The sequence below is a fragment of the Pseudomonas sp. SWRI22 genome (assembly GCF_014268395.2).
In the GTDB taxonomy this organism is placed as follows: Bacteria; Pseudomonadota; Gammaproteobacteria; order Pseudomonadales; family Pseudomonadaceae; genus Aquipseudomonas; species Aquipseudomonas paracarnis.
Map to the genome: position 1 here is coordinate 594,836 of NZ_JABWQK020000003.1, position 17,301 is coordinate 612,136.

General features: G+C 58.3%; 15 protein-coding genes and 2 tRNA genes. 16 read left to right on the top strand and 1 reads right to left on the bottom strand.

Annotated features, from left to right (window positions below; translation table 11 throughout):
• Positions 1 to 72: 72 nt before the first annotated feature.
• The 3 genes from carB to HU730_RS25770 are packed head-to-tail and all read left to right on the top strand — an operon-like array spanning position 73 to position 4,206.
• Entirely contained in the window at positions 73 to 3,294 is a 3,222-nt protein-coding gene (gene carB, locus HU730_RS25760; RefSeq protein ID WP_003194205.1) for a carbamoyl-phosphate synthase large subunit, read from the top strand.
• A gap of 2 nt (positions 3,295 to 3,296) precedes the next feature.
• Positions 3,297 to 3,773, top strand: coding sequence for a transcription elongation factor GreA (gene greA / locus HU730_RS25765; RefSeq protein ID WP_032873232.1), 477 nt, complete (start codon positions 3,297 to 3,299; stop codon positions 3,771 to 3,773).
• Between the two features lie 28 nt (positions 3,774 to 3,801).
• The gene (locus HU730_RS25770; protein ID WP_034127002.1) at positions 3,802 to 4,206 is read left to right on the top strand and encodes a hypothetical protein; all 405 of its coding nucleotides are present in this window, start codon (positions 3,802 to 3,804) and stop codon (positions 4,204 to 4,206) included.
• 9 nt (positions 4,207 to 4,215) lie between these two features.
• Here the strand turns inward: HU730_RS25770 and HU730_RS25775 are convergent, their stop codons facing one another.
• Positions 4,216 to 4,524 (bottom strand): YhbY family RNA-binding protein, encoded by a 309-nt coding sequence (locus HU730_RS25775; protein WP_003176146.1) that lies wholly within the window; start codon positions 4,522 to 4,524, stop codon positions 4,216 to 4,218.
• A 107-nt stretch (positions 4,525 to 4,631) separates the two neighbouring features.
• On the opposite strand from HU730_RS25775, the gene rlmE reads away from it, so the two are divergent.
• The 13 genes from rlmE (at position 4,632) to truB (ending at position 17,246) form a co-directional block, all read left to right on the top strand.
• Positions 4,632 to 5,282 carry a 23S rRNA (uridine(2552)-2'-O)-methyltransferase RlmE gene (gene rlmE, locus HU730_RS25780; protein ID WP_014719954.1) on the top strand — a complete coding sequence of 217 codons (651 nt, stop codon included), beginning with the start codon at positions 4,632 to 4,634 and terminating at the stop codon, positions 5,280 to 5,282.
• 200 nt (positions 5,283 to 5,482) lie between these two features.
• A complete protein-coding gene (gene ftsH / locus HU730_RS25785; RefSeq protein WP_019817951.1) occupies positions 5,483 to 7,393 on the top strand; it encodes an ATP-dependent zinc metalloprotease FtsH in 1,911 nt (636 codons plus the stop codon).
• 8 nt (positions 7,394 to 7,401) lie between these two features.
• Positions 7,402 to 8,253: a dihydropteroate synthase gene (gene folP, locus HU730_RS25790; RefSeq protein ID WP_034127005.1), complete on the top strand. Its 852-nt coding sequence runs from the start codon at positions 7,402 to 7,404 to the stop codon at positions 8,251 to 8,253.
• A gap of 16 nt (positions 8,254 to 8,269) precedes the next feature.
• Positions 8,270 to 9,607: a phosphoglucosamine mutase gene (glmM, locus tag HU730_RS25795; RefSeq protein WP_186527609.1), complete on the top strand. Its 1,338-nt coding sequence runs from the start codon at positions 8,270 to 8,272 to the stop codon at positions 9,605 to 9,607.
• Between the two features lie 66 nt (positions 9,608 to 9,673).
• A complete protein-coding gene (gene tpiA / locus HU730_RS25800) occupies positions 9,674 to 10,429 on the top strand; it encodes a triose-phosphate isomerase (protein WP_003194193.1) in 756 nt (251 codons plus the stop codon).
• 4 nt (positions 10,430 to 10,433) lie between these two features.
• On the top strand, positions 10,434 to 10,817 hold the full coding sequence (gene secG / locus HU730_RS25805; protein ID WP_003194191.1) for a preprotein translocase subunit SecG: 384 nt from the start codon (positions 10,434 to 10,436) through the stop codon (positions 10,815 to 10,817).
• Between the two features lie 22 nt (positions 10,818 to 10,839).
• Positions 10,840 to 10,925, top strand: a tRNA-Leu gene (locus HU730_RS25810).
• Between the two features lie 96 nt (positions 10,926 to 11,021).
• Positions 11,022 to 11,098, top strand: a tRNA-Met gene (locus HU730_RS25815).
• Between the two features lie 140 nt (positions 11,099 to 11,238).
• Entirely contained in the window at positions 11,239 to 11,697 is a 459-nt protein-coding gene (gene rimP, locus HU730_RS25820) for a ribosome maturation factor RimP (protein ID WP_032873230.1), read from the top strand.
• A gap of 47 nt (positions 11,698 to 11,744) precedes the next feature.
• A complete protein-coding gene (gene nusA / locus HU730_RS25825) occupies positions 11,745 to 13,226 on the top strand; it encodes a transcription termination factor NusA (protein WP_003194187.1) in 1,482 nt (493 codons plus the stop codon).
• A 27-nt stretch (positions 13,227 to 13,253) separates the two neighbouring features.
• A complete protein-coding gene (infB, locus tag HU730_RS25830) occupies positions 13,254 to 15,770 on the top strand; it encodes a translation initiation factor IF-2 (RefSeq protein ID WP_003194185.1) in 2,517 nt (838 codons plus the stop codon).
• 159 nt (positions 15,771 to 15,929) lie between these two features.
• Positions 15,930 to 16,325: a 30S ribosome-binding factor RbfA gene (rbfA, locus tag HU730_RS25835; protein WP_003176137.1), complete on the top strand. Its 396-nt coding sequence runs from the start codon at positions 15,930 to 15,932 to the stop codon at positions 16,323 to 16,325.
• Between the two features lie 3 nt (positions 16,326 to 16,328).
• Entirely contained in the window at positions 16,329 to 17,246 is a 918-nt protein-coding gene (truB, locus tag HU730_RS25840) for a tRNA pseudouridine(55) synthase TruB (protein WP_186527610.1), read from the top strand.
• Positions 17,247 to 17,301 lie beyond the last annotated feature (55 nt).

Consider the following 17,301-nt stretch of genomic DNA (forward strand, 5'->3'; position numbering starts at 1 on the left):
GGCCCCCGCAGGCTCTTCAAAGATTGTTCAAGACGGCTTGCCGACTGACCTGCGGATTTGAGTGACAAACCCATGCCAAAACGTACAGACATAAAAAGCATCCTGATTCTCGGCGCTGGCCCGATCGTGATCGGCCAGGCCTGCGAATTCGACTACTCCGGCGCCCAGGCCTGTAAAGCCCTGCGCGAGGAGGGCTACCGCGTCATCCTGGTGAACTCCAACCCGGCCACCATCATGACCGACCCGGCCATGGCCGACGCCACCTACATCGAGCCGATCAAGTGGCAGACCGTTGCCAAGATCATCGAAAAAGAGCGTCCGGACGCGCTGCTGCCAACCATGGGTGGCCAGACCGCTCTGAACTGCGCCTTGGACCTGGAGCGCGAAGGCGTCCTGGAAAAGTTCGGCGTAGAGATGATCGGTGCCAATGCCGACACCATCGACAAGGCTGAAGATCGTTCGCGTTTCGACAAGGCCATGAAGTCCATCGGCCTGGCGTGCCCGCGTTCCGGTATCGCCCACAGCATGGAAGAAGCCAATGCGGTCCTCGAGACCCTGGGCTTCCCGTGCATTATCCGTCCGTCCTTCACCATGGGCGGCACCGGCGGTGGTATTGCCTACAACCGTGAAGAGTTCGAAGAAATCTGCGCCCGTGGCCTCGACCTGTCGCCGACCAAAGAGCTGCTGATCGACGAATCGCTGATCGGCTGGAAAGAATATGAGATGGAGGTTGTCCGCGATAAGAAGGACAACTGCATCATCGTCTGCTCCATCGAAAACTTCGACCCGATGGGCGTGCACACTGGTGACTCGATCACCGTGGCGCCAGCACAGACCCTGACCGACAAGGAATACCAGATCCTGCGTAACGCCTCCCTGGCGGTATTGCGCGAGATCGGCGTCGAAACCGGCGGTTCCAACGTTCAGTTCGGCATCTGCCCGGACACCGGCCGCATGGTCGTGATCGAGATGAACCCACGTGTATCGCGTTCTTCGGCGCTGGCCTCGAAAGCGACCGGCTTCCCGATTGCGCGTATCGCCGCCAAGCTGGCTATCGGCTACACCTTGGACGAGCTGCAAAACGAAATCACCGGCGGCGCTATGCCGGCGTCTTTCGAGCCGTCTATCGACTACGTTGTGACCAAGCTGCCGCGCTTTGCCTTCGAGAAGTTCGCCAAGGCGGATGCGCGCCTGACTACCCAGATGAAGTCTGTCGGTGAAGTCATGGCCATCGGTCGCACGTTCCAGGAATCCCTGCAGAAAGCTCTGCGCGGTCTGGAGGTTGGTGTTTGCGGCCTGGACGAGAAGCTCGACCTGAGCAACCCGGAAAGCATGAGCATCCTCAAGCGCGAGCTGACCGTGCCGGGCGCCGAGCGTATCTGGTACGTGGCTGACGCCTTCCGTGCCGGCCTGAGCGTCGAAGATATCTTCGGCATGAACATGATCGACCCGTGGTTCCTGGTGCAGATCGAAGATCTGATCAAGGAAGAAGAGAAGGTCAAGACGCTGGGTCTGTCGTCTATCGACCGCGACCTGATGTTCCGCCTCAAGCGCAAAGGTTTCTCCGACCAGCGTCTGGCCAAGCTGCTGGGTGTGACCGAGAAGAACCTGCGCACTCATCGCCACAAGCTGGATATCTTTCCGGTCTACAAGCGCGTTGATACCTGCGCCGCAGAATTCGCCACCGACACTGCCTACATGTACTCCACCTACGAGGAAGAGTGTGAAGCCGCGCCGACAGGCCGCGACAAGATCATCATCCTGGGTGGCGGTCCGAACCGTATCGGCCAAGGTATCGAGTTCGACTACTGCTGCGTACACGCCGCCCTCGCCCTGCGCGAAGACGGGTACGAGACCATTATGGTCAACTGCAACCCGGAAACGGTTTCCACTGACTACGACACCTCCGACCGTCTGTACTTTGAGCCGGTAACGCTGGAAGACGTATTGGAAATCTGCCGCGTCGAGAAGCCTAAAGGCGTGATCGTCCAGTACGGCGGCCAGACCCCGTTGAAACTGGCGCGTGCCCTGGAAGCTGCCGGCGTGCCGATCATCGGTACCAGCCCGGACGCTATCGACCGTGCCGAAGACCGTGAGCGCTTCCAGCAGATGGTTGAGCGCCTGAACCTGCGTCAGCCGCCGAACGCCACCGTGCGCAGCGAAGACGAAGCCATCCGCGCGGCCAGCAAGATCGGCTACCCGCTGGTGGTGCGTCCGTCCTACGTACTGGGCGGCCGGGCGATGGAAATCGTCTACGAAGAAGAAGAACTCAAGCGCTACCTGCGTGATGCAGTGAAAGTCTCCAACGACAGCCCGGTGCTGCTGGACCACTTCCTCAACTGCGCCATCGAAATGGACGTGGACGCGGTCTGCGACGGCACTGACGTCGTGATCGGCGCGATCATGCAGCACATCGAGCAGGCCGGCGTTCACTCCGGTGACTCCGCCTGCTCGCTGCCGCCTTACTCGCTGCCGGCGCACATCCAGGACGAGATGCGGGAGCAGGTCAAGAAAATGGCCCTGGAACTCGGTGTGGTCGGCCTGATGAACGTACAGTTGGCGCTGCAAGGCGAAGACATCTACGTCATCGAAGTCAACCCGCGTGCTTCGCGTACCGTACCGTTCGTGTCCAAGTGCATCGGTGTGTCCCTGGCCATGATCGCTGCGCGTGTGATGGCCGGTAAGACCCTGAAGGAAATCGGCTTTACCAAGGAAATCATTCCGAACTTCTACAGTGTGAAAGAGGCGGTGTTCCCGTTCGCCAAATTCCCTGGCGTGGACCCGATCCTGGGCCCAGAGATGAAGTCCACCGGTGAAGTGATGGGCGTGGGCGATACCTTCGGTGAAGCGTTCGCCAAGGCCCAGATGGGTGCCAGCGAAGTGCTGCCGACCGGCGGTACTGCGTTTATCAGCGTACGTGATGACGACAAGCCACTGGTTGCAGGGGTCGCCCGCGATCTGATCAACTTGGGTTTTGAAGTCGTGGCTACCGCCGGGACCGCCAAGCTGATCGAAGCTGCCGGCCTGAAAGTACGTCGCGTGAACAAGGTGACGGAAGGCCGTCCGCATGTGGTCGACATGATCAAGAATGACGAAGTCACCCTGATCATCAACACCACCGAGGGTCGCCAGTCGATCGCGGACTCCTATTCCATTCGTCGTAATGCCTTGCAGCACAAGATTTACTGCACCACTACCATTGCTGCTGGCGAAGCTATCTGTGAAGCGCTGAAGTTCGGTCCGGAAAAGACCGTGCGTCGCTTGCAGGATCTACACGCAGGATTGAAGGCATGAGCATAACCAAATACCCGATGACCGTTCAGGGCGCGCGCGCCCTGGAAGAGGAGCACGCCCATCTGACCAAGGTCGTACGTCCAAAGCTGAGCCAGGACATCGGTACGGCCCGCGAGCTAGGTGACTTGAAGGAAAACGCCGAATACCACGCTGCTCGCGAGCAGCAGGGTATGGTCGAGGCGCGGATTCGTGACATCGAAGGCCGTATGCAGAATGCGGTGATCATCGATGTCACCACCATCCCGCATACCGGCAAGGTAATTTTCGGGACGACCGTGGAAATCGCCAACGTCGAGACCGACGAAAGCGTGACTTACCAGATCGTGGGTGAGGATGAGGCTGACTTCAAGCAAGGCAAGATCTCTGTCGGCTCGCCGATTGCTCGCGCCTTGATTGCCAAGGAAGAAGGCGACGTGGTTGCCGTGAAAACGCCGAGCGGCGTCATTGAGTACGAGATTGTCGAAGTTCGTCACATCTGAAAGACGGCGCCCGCTGCGTGCGGGCGCCATGCTTTGGCAGCTCTCTCAGATGCTTTGGGTGGGCGGCCTATGGCTGTTACATATTGGCGTGTTGCCGGCGTTGGGCCTGATTGGCCTGGCGCCGCTGCTGATCGATGAGATCGACGGATTGCTGAGTGCGCTGCTGGTGGGTTTTGCGGCGGCGTGCGTGATGCTTCAAGCGTTGGTGCTGATCACGGCCGAAGGCTTGAAGAGTTTGTGGCGGGATATTCGCGGGCAACTGCTGTTGATGGCGCTGTATGCATGCGCAATGTTTTGTATGGTGCATGTGTGGCTGCCGCAAGCGTTGCGCTGGCAGTTATTCAGCTATCTTGTGCTAGGGTTCTCTGGCCTGGTGCTGGTTATGCAACCTGCGCCGGGATGGAGTGGCGGGGCGCGCGAAGCACGCCCTTGACCCTTTTCATCATTTGAAGCGATGAACGTTCGACAGTTGCTTGTTGACGCTGAAGTTCTTGCGATACAGCAGCGCCATCTTGCCGATGACCTGAACCAGGTCCGCTTTGCCGACCTTGCACAGTTCTGCAACGGCGGCCAGGCGCGCTTCGCGATCAAGGATGTTGACCTTGATCTTGATCAGTTCGTGATCGTTCAGTGCGCGCTCGAATTCGGCTAGCACACCCTCAGTCAAACCGTTGTCTGCCACAATCAGAACTGGTTTCAGATGGTGGCCAATGGATTTGTACTGTTTCTTCTGCTCTTGAGTGAGCGGCATAATCTGACCCCTGCGTCTGATCTTGTAAAAAGCGGCGGCCAGTTTACCCGAGCGAGTCCGGGACCGCCCAGTTAATCACGACCCGTTTTATTTTTTCGAGGTGGCCCGTGGCCCGTTCCAAAACCAGCCTTAAGTGGCTACAAGAACATTTCAATGATCCTTACGTCAAAAAGGCGCAAAAGGACGGCTACCGTTCCCGGGCCAGCTACAAGTTGCTGGAGATCCAGGACAAGGACAAATTGATTCGTCCAGGCATGAGCGTTATCGATCTCGGCGCGGCCCCCGGTGGCTGGTCCCAGGTGACCAGTCGTCTGATTGGTGGGCAAGGTCGACTGATCGCTTCGGACATCCTCGAGATGGACAGCATCCCGGACGTGACCTTTGTTCACGGCGATTTTACCGAGGACAAAGTATTGGCCGAGATCCTGGAGGCTGTGGGAAATTCGCAGGTAGACCTTGTGATTTCCGACATGGCCCCCAATATGAGTGGATTACCGGCTGTTGATATGCCGCGTGCCATGTTCCTGTGTGAGCTGGCGCTGGATCTGGCAGGTCGGGTGTTGCGTCCGGGTGGCGATTTCCTGGTGAAGGTCTTCCAGGGCGAAGGTTTCGACGAGTACCACAAGAACATTCGCAAGTTGTTCGACAAGGTACAGACACGCAAGCCGGACTCATCCCGTGACCGGTCCAGGGAGCAGTATCTGCTGTGCCGTGGCTTCCGCGGTGTCGAAGGCGCTGCGAGCGAAGAGCGTTTTTGAGAAATTCGAGGAGGGCGATAGGTTTTTTTATATCGCTTTCGTCACGAAGCTTTACGAATATTGCGTAGTCAAAGTTTCACAAAGGGTTACAGACGGCGCCTGCCAGAGTTGTAGGTAATGTAGTAAGTTAGGCCGGTGAATATCATGCGAAGCGCGCGCCAGTAGCGGAGCTTGCTTCAGAGGGTAGTTAATTGAACGATATGGCAAAGAATCTGATCCTGTGGTTGATCATCGCGGCTGTCCTGGTGACGGTGATGAACAACTTCTCCAGCCCTAACGAGCCGCAGACCCTCAACTATTCCGACTTCATCCAGCAAGTTAAGGATGGCAAGGTCGAGCGCGTAGCGGTTGATGGCTACGTGATTACCGGTAAGCGCAACGATGGCGACAGCTTCAAGACCATTCGTCCTGCCATTCAGGACAACGGACTCATCGGTGACCTGGTGGATAACAAGGTCGTTGTGGAAGGCAAGCAGCCTGAACAGCAAAGCATCTGGACCCAGCTCCTGGTGGCCAGCTTCCCGATCCTGGTGATTATCGCCGTGTTCATGTTCTTCATGCGCCAGATGCAAGGCGGTGCGGGAGGCAAGGGCGGGCCGATGAGCTTCGGCAAAAGCAAGGCGCGCCTGCTCTCCGAAGACCAGGTGAAGACCACCCTGGCTGACGTCGCAGGTTGCGACGAAGCCAAGGAAGAAGTCGGTGAGTTGGTCGAGTTCCTGCGTGATCCGGGCAAGTTCCAGCGCCTGGGTGGCCGTATTCCTCGCGGTGTGCTGATGGTGGGGCCTCCGGGTACCGGTAAAACCTTGCTGGCCAAGGCGATTGCCGGCGAAGCCAAGGTGCCTTTCTTCACGATTTCCGGTTCTGACTTCGTCGAGATGTTTGTCGGCGTCGGCGCCAGCCGTGTTCGCGATATGTTCGAGCAGGCCAAGAAGCACGCGCCATGCATCATCTTCATCGACGAAATCGATGCCGTCGGTCGCCATCGTGGCGCGGGCATGGGTGGTGGTCACGATGAGCGTGAGCAGACCCTCAACCAGTTGCTGGTAGAGATGGATGGTTTCGAGATGAATGACGGCATTATCGTCATCGCCGCAACCAACCGTCCCGACGTTCTCGACCCTGCGTTGCTGCGTCCGGGCCGTTTCGACCGTCAGGTTGTGGTCGGCCTGCCGGACATTCGTGGTCGTGAGCAGATCCTGAAAGTACACATGCGCAAGGTGCCAATGGGCGACGACGTGGCTCCGGCTGTGATCGCCCGTGGTACTCCCGGTTTCTCCGGTGCTGATCTGGCGAACCTGGTGAACGAGGCTTCGCTGTTTGCTGCCCGTACTGGCAAGCGCATCGTTGAGATGAAAGAGTTCGAATTGGCGAAAGACAAGATCATGATGGGCGCCGAGCGCAAATCCATGGTCATGTCCGAGAAAGAGAAGCAGAACACCGCTTATCACGAGGCAGGTCACGCCATTGTAGGTCGCGTTGTGCCTGAGCATGACCCCGTCTACAAAGTGTCGATCATTCCTCGTGGTCGGGCACTGGGTGTGACCATGTTCCTGCCGGAAGAAGATCGCTACAGCCTCTCCAAGCGTGCGCTGATCAGCCAGATCTGCTCGCTGTATGGTGGCCGTATTGCTGAAGAAATGACCCTTGGCTTCGACGGTGTGACCACTGGCGCCTCCAACGACATCATGCGTGCCAGCCAGATTGCGCGAAACATGGTGACCAAGTGGGGCTTGTCGGAAAAACTCGGCCCATTGATGTACGCCGAAGAAGAAGGCGAAGTGTTCCTGGGCCGTGGCGGCGGTGGGCAAAGCGCCAGCTTCTCGGGTGAGACAGCCAAGCTGATCGACTCCGAGGTTCGCAGCATCATTGACCAGTGCTACGGCACTGCCAAGCAGATCCTCACTGACAACCGTGACAAGCTGGACGCCATGGCTGATGCGTTGATGAAGTACGAAACCATCGATGCCGACCAGATCGACGACATCATGTCGGGCCGTACGCCGCGTGAGCCGCGCGACTGGGAAGGTGGTTCGGGTACTTCGGGCACTCCGCCTGTGGTGCAGAATGAGCGCCCTGAAACGCCTATCGGCGGCCCGGCAGCTGATCACTAAGGTTTGAAATGACTTCTGCTTTGTCCTCTACCCGGTTGCCTTGCGGCAACCGGGTTCTTGATTTGGCCCGGACGCATGTCATGGGCATCCTCAATGTAACCCCTGACTCCTTTTCCGATGGTGGCCGCTTCAGTCAGTTGGACGCCGCGTTGCGCCATGCCGAGGCGATGGTGGCTGCCGGTGCGACGCTGATTGATGTGGGTGGGGAATCGACCCGCCCCGGCGCCCGCGTTGTTTCTCCATTGGAGGAGCTGGAGCGGGTGGCACCGGTGGTTGAGCGCATAGCCCGCGAGCTGGATGTCATCATCTCGGTAGACACCTCCACCCCGGCAGTGATGCGCGAAACCGCGCGTCTGGGGGCTGGGTTGATCAACGACGTGCGCTCGCTTCAGCGCGACGGTGCTCTTGATGCGGCCGCTGCGACCGGCTTGCCCGTCTGCCTGATGCATATGTTGGGTGAGCCCGGCAACATGCAGGACAATCCGCATTACGACGACCTGGTTGGCGAGGTGGGTGGGTTTCTTGCTGAGAGGGTTGCCAAGTGTGTGGCTGTGGGTATTGCGCCTGAGCAGATCATCCTCGATCCGGGGTTTGGCTTTGCCAAGACCCTGCAGCACAATCTAAGCCTGTTCAAACACATGGAAGCGCTGCACGCCCTTGGTCGCCCGCTGTTGGTCGGCGTTTCGCGCAAGAGCATGATAGGGCTCGCCTTGAATCGCCCCGTCGGCGAACGCCTGTATGGCGGCCTGGCGCTTGCGGCGCTTGCCGTGACCAAGGGCGCACGTATTTTGCGTGTGCATGATGTCGCCGAAACGGTCGATGTGGTGCGCATGCTCGCTGCTGTAGAATCAGCCGAATAAGAATGATGGAGTACTTATGACTAAAAAATATTTTGGCACCGACGGCATTCGTGGTCGGGTCGGCGAATTCCCGATCACCCGTGATTTCATGCTCAAGCTGGGTTGGGCGGCAGGCATGGCGTTCCGCAGCATGGGCGCGTGTCGCATCCTGGTGGGCAAGGACACCCGTATTTCGGGCTACATGTTTGAGTCTGCGCTGGAGGCCGGATTGTCCGCCGCCGGGGCCGATGTGATGCTGTTGGGGCCTATGCCCACGCCGGCAATCGCTTACCTGACGCGTACCTTCCACGCTGAAGCCGGTATTGTGATCAGCGCCTCCCACAATCCTCATGATGACAATGGCATCAAGTTTTTCTCGGGGCAGGGCACCAAGCTGCCTGACGAGATCGAGTTGATGATCGAAGAGCTGCTGGATGCGCCGATGACGGTGGTCGAGTCCAGCAAGCTGGGCAAGGTGTCGCGCATTAACGACGCGTCAGGCCGCTATATCGAATTCTGTAAAAGCAGCGTCCCGAGCAGCACCAATTTTGCAGGCTTGAAGATTGTTGTCGATTGCGCCCATGGGGCGACCTACAAGGTGGCGCCGAGCGTCTTCAAGGAACTGGGCGCACAGGTTACCGTGCTGTCGGCTCAGCCCAACGGCTTGAACATCAACGACAACTGCGGTTCCACCCACATGGAGCAACTGCAGGCTGCTGTGCTGGCTGAGCATGCGGACCTGGGCATCGCTTTTGATGGCGATGGCGACCGCGTGCTGATGGTGGATCACACTGGCACGATCGTGGATGGTGATGACCTGTTGTTCATCATTGCCCGTGACCTGCATGAGCGTAACAAGCTGCAAGGTGGCGTGGTCGGCACTCTGATGAGTAATCTCGGGCTGGAATTGGCGTTGGCAGAACTGGGGATTCCCTTTATTCGCGCCAATGTCGGTGACCGCTACGTTATCGCCGAGCTGCTGGAGCGTAACTGGTTGGTCGGCGGCGAGAACTCCGGGCACGTGGTCTGCTTCCAGCACACCACCACGGGTGACGCGATCATCGCCGCGCTACAGGTGCTGTTGGCCCTGCGTCGCCGCGAGGAGAGCCTGGCCCAGGCGCGTCAAGCCCTGCGCAAGTGCCCGCAAGTGCTGCTCAATGTGCGTTTTGCCGGTGGCGAAAACCCCATCGAGCACCCTGCTGTCAAAGAGGCTTGCGAGCGCGTGACCCAGGCAATGGCGGGGCGCGGGCGTGTGTTGCTGCGCAAGTCCGGCACAGAGCCGCTGGTGCGTGTGATGGTCGAAGGCGAGGACGAAACACAGGTTCGCGGCCATGCCGAAGACCTGGCAAAACTGGTAACTGAAGTTTGCGCCTGAATTCGGCTTGCCAGTGATGATGTGGTTGGGTAACATCTGCGCCCACTTTGACCGACGGGGTACAGCATGCGTCGCACTATGGTAGCTGGTAACTGGAAGATGCACGGTACCCGCGCCAGTGTCGCTGAGCTGATCAACGGCCTTCGTCACTTGGCCTTGCCTAGCGGTGTTGACGTCGCGGTGTTCCCGCCTTGCTTGCATATCAACCAAGTGGTTGATGGCTTGAAGGGCAAGTCGATTCAGGTCGGCGCGCAGAACTCTGCGGTAGAGCCGATGCAAGGTGCGTTGACCGGCGAGATTTCGCCGAGTCAGCTGGTTGATGCGGGTTGTTCCTATGTGCTTGTCGGGCACTCCGAGCGTCGCCAGATGATGGGCGAGCGGGATGGGACGCTCAACCGCAAGTTCGCCGCAGCACAGGCTTGTGGCTTGATTCCGGTGTTGTGCATAGGGGAGACCCTTGAGCAGCGCGAATCGGGCAAGACTCTTGAAGTTGTCTCGCGTCAGCTGGGCAGCATCATCGAGGAGCTGGGTGTTGGTGCATTTGCAAAGGCAGTTATTGCTTACGAGCCGGTCTGGGCCATTGGCACCGGGCTGACTGCTACACCGCAACAGGCGCAGGATGTGCACGCAGCCATCCGCGCGCAGTTGGCGGCAGAGAATTCTGAAGTCGCACAAGGTGTGCGGCTTCTATACGGCGGCAGCGTGAAGGCGGCCAATGCGGTCGAACTGTTCGGCATGCCGGATATCGATGGGGGGCTCATTGGTGGAGCTTCCCTGAATGCAGATGAGTTCGGTGCGATCTGTCGCGCCGCGGGAAACTGAAAAAATGCTGGAAACAGTCGTAGTCGTTTTTCATCTGTTGGCTGCCCTGAGCGTAGTTGCTCTGGTTTTGTTGCAACAGGGTAAAGGTGCGGATGCTGGTGCGTCTTTCGGTGCAGGTGCTTCAAATACTGTGTTCGGAAGCCAAGGTTCCTCTACCTTTCTTAGTAAGTTTACTGCTATACTTGCCGCAGGTTTCTTCATAACCAGCTTAGGGTTAGGTTACTTTGCTAAAGAGAAAGCTCATGTGCTGACTCAAGTAGGTTTGCCAAACCCGGCAGTGTTGGAAGTTCCAAAAGCAAAACCGGCTTCTGATGATGTCCCGGTGCTTCAAGAGCAAAAGTCGGCTACTCCAGCGACTGACGTACCTCCAGCTCAAGAGCAGAAGTAAGAAGGGTTGTAAACGCTGTATTGCCGAGGTGGTGGAATTGGTAGACACGCAACCTTGAGGTGGTTGTGCCCATAGGGTGTAGGGGTTCGAGTCCCCTTCTCGGTACCAATTATCAGGAGAGCCCGCTGTTGCGGGCTTTCTTGTAGGTGGAAGGTTACATTGACCCTGTAAGGGATCGGTCGTATACTTCCGCCCCAGCTTTGTCGCGGGGTGGAGCAGTCTGGTAGCTCGTCGGGCTCATAACCCGAAGGTCGTCGGTTCAAATCCGGCCCCCGCAACCAGTTTTAGCGGAGCCCCTTTTAAGGGGCTTTTTGTTAGCTGGACACTTTCAACGCCGCTGTTCGACGGCGTTTCAAGGATGGGCGTTTCGCCCATTTTTTTATTTTGCACAGCATGCACATACATGCACGAGGGGGTTCAGGTGTCGAGCAAGCTAGAAGAGTTGCAGGCCTTGTTGGCCCCGGTGGTCGTGGCCCTAGGCTATGAATGCTGGGGTATTGAGTTTTCGGCTCAAGGTCGCCACTCAATGTTGCGCGTTTATATCGATAAAGAGGGCGGCGTGCTGGTGGACGATTGTGCCATTGTCAGCCGTCAGATCAGCGGTGTGCTGGATGTTGAAGATCCAATCTCCGTTGAATACACCCTTGAAGTTTCCTCGCCAGGCATGGAACGCCCACTGTTCACTATCGAGCAGTTTGCTAAATATGCCGGTGAACAAGTGAAGATCAAGCTGCGCTCCCCCTTTGAAGGGCGACGCAACTTTCAGGGCCTTCTGCGCGGTGTAGAAGAGCAGGATGTCGTGGTGCAGGTAGAAGACCACGAGTTCCTGTTGCCGATCGATATGATCGACAAGGCCAACATTATTCCCAGTTTTGACTGAGACGCGGATCCCGCGGATCCAATGGCTTGCGAAAGGCGAGGCGTACGATGAGCAAAGAAGTACTGCTGGTTGTTGAGTCGGTATCCAATGAAAAGGGTGTACCGGCAAGCGTGATTTTTGAAGCGTTGGAGCTGGCCCTGGCCACTGCTACCAAGAAACGTTTTGAAGACGAAGTAGATCTGCGTGTGGAAATCAACCGCCACACCGGTGCCTATGAGACTTTCCGTCGCTGGACGGTGGTCGAAGAGGACGATCTTGATGATCCGGCCATCGAAACCTGGCCAAGCAAGGTTGCGCAAACGCATCCGGGCGCTCAGGTTGGCGATGTTGTCGAAGAAAAGATCGAGTCGATCGAATTCGGCCGTATTGCTGCACAGACCGCCAAGCAGGTCATTGTGCAGAAGGTTCGCGAAGCCGAGCGCGCTCAAGTCGTTGACGCCTATCGCGAACGCCTGGGTGAAATCATCTCTGGCACCGTGAAAAAAGTTACCCGCGACAACGTGATCGTCGACCTGGGCAACAACGCCGAAGCGTTGCTGGCCCGCGAAGACATCATCTCTCGCGAAACCTTCCGTGTCGGCGTGCGTCTGCGTGCGCTGCTCAAGGAAATCCGCACCGAGAACCGCGGCCCGCAGTTGATCCTGTCGCGTACCGCGCCGGAAATGCTGATCGAGCTGTTCCGTATCGAAGTGCCGGAAATCGCCGAAGGCCTGATCGAAGTGATGGCTGCGTCCCGTGACCCGGGTTCGCGTGCCAAGATCGCGGTCCGCTCCAAGGACAAACGCATCGACCCGCAAGGCGCTTGTATCGGGATGCGCGGTTCGCGCGTCCAGGCAGTGTCGGGCGAATTGGGCGGTGAGCGTGTGGACATCGTCCTGTGGGACGATAACCCGGCGCAGTTCGTGATCAACGCCATGTCGCCAGCTGAAGTGGCGGCAATTATCGTTGACGAAGATGCCCATGCAATGGACATCGCCGTTGGCGCAGACAATCTGGCTCAGGCCATTGGTCGTGGTGGTCAGAACGTGCGTCTGGCCAGCCAACTGACCGGCTGGACCCTGAACGTGATGACCGAATCGGACATCCAGGCTAAGCAGCAAGCTGAAACCGGTGACATCCTGCGCAACTTCATCGAAGAGTTGGAAGTCGATGAAGAACTGGCACAGGTGCTGGTAGATGAAGGCTTCACCAGCCTGGAAGAGATTGCCTACGTACCGTTGGAAGAAATGCTCAACATCGACGGCTTTGACGAGGATATCGTCAACGAGCTCCGCGCTCGGGCCAAGGATCGTTTGTTGACTAAAGCCATCGCTACTGAGGAAAAGCTGGCAGACGCCCATCCGGCCGAAGACCTGCTCTCGCTTGAGGGTATGGACAAGGATTTGGCGATGGAACTGGCGGTGCGCGGCGTAATTACCCGCGAAGACCTGGCCGAGCAGTCTATTGACGATCTGCTCGACATCGACGGCATTGACGAAGATCGTGCCGGCAAGTTGATCATGGCCGCCCGAGCCCATTGGTTCGAGTAATTAGGCGCGGCCTGAGGAGAGAAGTGCATGACGCAAGTCACGGTGAAACAACTGGCCGATGAGGTCAAAACACCGGTAGAGCGCCTGTTGCAGCAGATGCGTGAGGCAGGTCTGCCGCACACCGCCGCCGATGAAGGTGTGAGCGATAGTGAGAAGCAGTCTTTGCTGACTCACTTGAAGAGCAGCCACAAGGCGAAAGTGGAAGAACCGCGCAAGATTACATTGCAGCGCAAAACCACCAGCACCCTGCGGGTTGCAGGTAGCAAGAGCATCAGCGTTGAAGTACGCAAGAAGAAAGTCTTCGTACAGCGCAGCCCGGAAGAAATCGAAGCCGAGCGCAAACGCGAGCTGGAAGAACGTCGCGCAGTAGAAAATGCTGCACGTCAGAAGGCTGAAGAAGAAGCCAAGCGTCGCGCCGAAGAAGAAGCGCGTCGCCAGCCTGCTGCTGCGCAACCTGCTGCCACTGACGCGGTCGCCGCCCCTGTTGAAGCTGTGCGTGAGGCTGCCCCGGCTGCCGCCGCACCTGCTCCTGCAGCAGACGCCCGCAAGCGCGACGAGCCTCGTCGTCCGGACAAACCACGTGCTGACGACAACAATCGTCGCGGTGGTGGTGGCGATGGCGAGCGTAAAAACGCTCCGCACCGCGCCTCGGTCAAAGAGAAAGCGCCTGCGCCACGCGTTGCCCCACGTACCACCGACGAAGAAAGCGATGGCTTCCGTCGTGGTGGTCGCGGCAAGGCCAAGCTGAAGAAGCGCAACGCCCACGGTTTCCAGAGCCCAACCGGCCCTGTCGTGCGTGAAGTGAAGATCGGCGAGACCATCACTGTGGGCGATCTGGCCCAGCAGATGTCGGTCAAGGCTGCTGAAATCATCAAGTTCATGTTCAAGCTGGGCACTCCAGCCACCATCAACCAGGTACTGGACCAGGAAACTGCCCAGTTGGTTGCTGAAGAGCTGGGCCACAAAGTGACCCTGGTCAGCGACACCGCTCTGGAAGATTCCCTGGCCGAGTCCCTGAAGTTTGAAGGTGAAGCGGTTTCCCGTGCGCCGGTCGTGACCGTAATGGGCCACGTTGACCACGGTAAGACTTCCCTGCTCGACTACATCCGTCGTGCCAAGGTTGCCGCAGGCGAAGCCGGTGGTATTACCCAGCACATCGGTGCATACCACGTTGAAACCGAGCGCGGCATGGTCACCTTCCTCGACACCCCAGGTCACGCCGCGTTTACCGCAATGCGTGCCCGTGGTGCCAAGGCGACCGACATCGTGATCCTGGTGGTTGCAGCGGACGACGGCGTAATGCCGCAGACCATTGAAGCTGTCCAGCACGCCAAGGCTGCCGGTGTTCCTCTGGTCGTTGCCGTGAACAAAATCGACAAGCCGGGCGCCGATCTCGATCGCATCCGTAGCGAACTGTCGGTTCACGGCGTGACGTCCGAGGAATGGGGTGGCGAGACGCCATTCGTATCGGTCTCGGCGAAAATGGGTACCGGCGTTGACGAACTGCTCGAAGCGGTCCTGTTGCAAGCCGAAGTCCTGGAACTGACCGCTACTCCATCGGCTCCTGGCCGTGGCGTCGTGGTTGAGTCCCGTCTCGACAAGGGCCGTGGCCCGGTTGCCACCGTGCTGGTCCAAGACGGTACCCTGCGCCAAGGCGACATGGTACTGGTCGGTTCGAACTACGGCCGTGTACGTGCCATGCTCGACGAGAACGGCAAGCCAATCAAGGAAGCAGGTCCTGCTATCCCAGTCGAGATTCTCGGCCTGGACGGTACGCCGGACGCTGGCGACGAGATGAGCGTAGTGGCTGATGAGAAGAAAGCACGTGAAGTGGCTCTGTTCCGTCAAGGCAAGTTCCGCGAGGTCAAGCTGGCCCGTGCTCACGCCGGCAAGCTGGAAAACATCTTCGAGAACATGGGCCAGGAAGAGAAGAAGACGCTTAACATCGTCCTCAAGTCTGACGTTCGTGGTTCCCTCGAAGCGTTGAACGGCGCCTTGAACGGCCTGGGTAACGACGAAGTGCAAGTGCGCGTTGTCGGTGGCGGTGTCGGTGGTATCACCGAATCCGACGCCAACCTGGCACTGGCTTCCAACGCTGTACTGTTCGGCTTCAACGTGCGTGCCGATGCTGGCGCTCGCAAGATCGTCGAGCAGGAAGGCCTGGACATGCGTTACTACAACGTCATCTACGACATCATCGAAGACGTCAAGAAAGCCCTTACCGGTATGCTTGGCAGCGACGTCCGGGAGAACATCCTGGGTATCGCCGAGGTGCGTGACGTGTTCCGCTCGCCGAAATTCGGTGCGATCGCCGGCTGCATGGTGGTTGAAGGCACTGTGTACCGTAACCGTCCAATCCGTGTACTGCGTGAAGACATCGTTATCTTCGAAGGCGAGCTGGAATCCCTGCGCCGCTTCAAGGATGACGCTGCCGAAGTACGTGCCGGCATGGAATGCGGTATCGGCGTCAAGAGCTACAACGACGTCAAGGTTGGCGACAAGATCGAAGTCTTCGAGAAGGTTCAGGTTGCTCGCAGCCTCTAACTCGCGCACTTCAGGAGCCGCGCAGCGTGTGGGCATGCAGATGCCCCGCGTAGCGTCAGGACTCTAAACGCAACGCCCGGTCTGGCTTTTGTCAGGCCGGGCGTTTGCCGCTTTCAGACCCCACGGGTTTCACCGTGTGGCAGTAACAGGTAACAAGACATGGCAAAAGAATACAGCCGTACCCAGCGTATCGGCGATCAGATGCAGCGTGAGCTGGCCCAACTGATCCGCCGCGAAGTCAAAGACCCACGCGTTGGCCTGGTCACCATTACCGCTGTTGAAGTGAGCCGTGACGTGGGTCACGCCAAGATCTTCATCACTGTGATGGGGCAGGACAACAGCGAAGAAATCGCGCAAAGCATCAAGGTGCTCAACTCCGCCGCAGGTTTCCTGCGTATGCAGTTGGCCCGTGAAATGAAGCTGCGCAGCGTTCCACAGCTGCACTTCCATTACGACGAAAGCGTCGTGCGTGGCGCGCACCTGTCGGCACTGATCGAACGCGCCGTGGCTGAAGACAGCCAGCATCCGTCCACACCTGAAGACGCCAAGGAGTAAGCGGTGGCTCAGGTCAAACGTATCCGTCGCAACGTCAGTGGCATCATTCTGCTCGACAAACCCATTGGCTTTACCTCCAATGCCGCGTTGCAGAAGGTGCGCTGGCTGCTCAATGCCGAGAAGGCCGGGCATACGGGCAGCCTTGATCCATTGGCCACCGGTGTATTGCCGTTGTGCTTTGGCGAGGCCACCAAGTTTTCGCAATACCTGCTTGATTCCGACAAGGGTTACGAAACCCTGATGCAACTGGGCAAGACCACCACCACGGCAGATGCCGAAGGTGATGTTTTGCAGGTTCGCGACGTGACCGTTGGTCGTGCGGATATCGAAGCTGCCTTACCCGCTTTTCGTGGGCAAATCAGTCAGATACCGCCGATGTACTCGGCACTCAAGCGCGATGGCCAGCCACTTTACAAGCTGGCACGTGCGGGTGAAGTAGTGGAGCGCGAACCGCGTTCTGTTACTATTACGCGCTTGGAATTGCTCGCTTGTGAAGGCGACACTGCCCGTTTGGCCGTGGACTGCAGCAAAGGCACCTATATTCGTACCCTGGTGGAAGATATTGGTGAAAGGCTCGGTTGCGGCGCGTACGTTGCAGAACTGCGACGCACACAGGCCGGGCCTTTCAGCCTGGCCCAGACGGTCACGCTGGAAGAGTTGGAAGCGGTACACGCCGAGGGCGGCAATGAAGCGGTTGATCGCTTCCTCATGCCATCGGACAGCGGTTTGCTCGATTGGCCATTGCTGCACTTTTCGGAGCACAGCGCGTTCTACTGGCTCAACGGCCAGCCGGTACGCGCCCCGGATGCCCCGAAGTTCGGCATGGTGCGAGTACAGGATCATAACGGTCGCTTTATCGGTATCGGTGAAGTGAGCGAAGACGGGCGCATCGCGCCGCGTCGGCTGATTCGGTCAGAATGACCGAACGAGTGTGGCTGTTAACAGGCATGGTCAACACTCATTTTTAGATACAGGG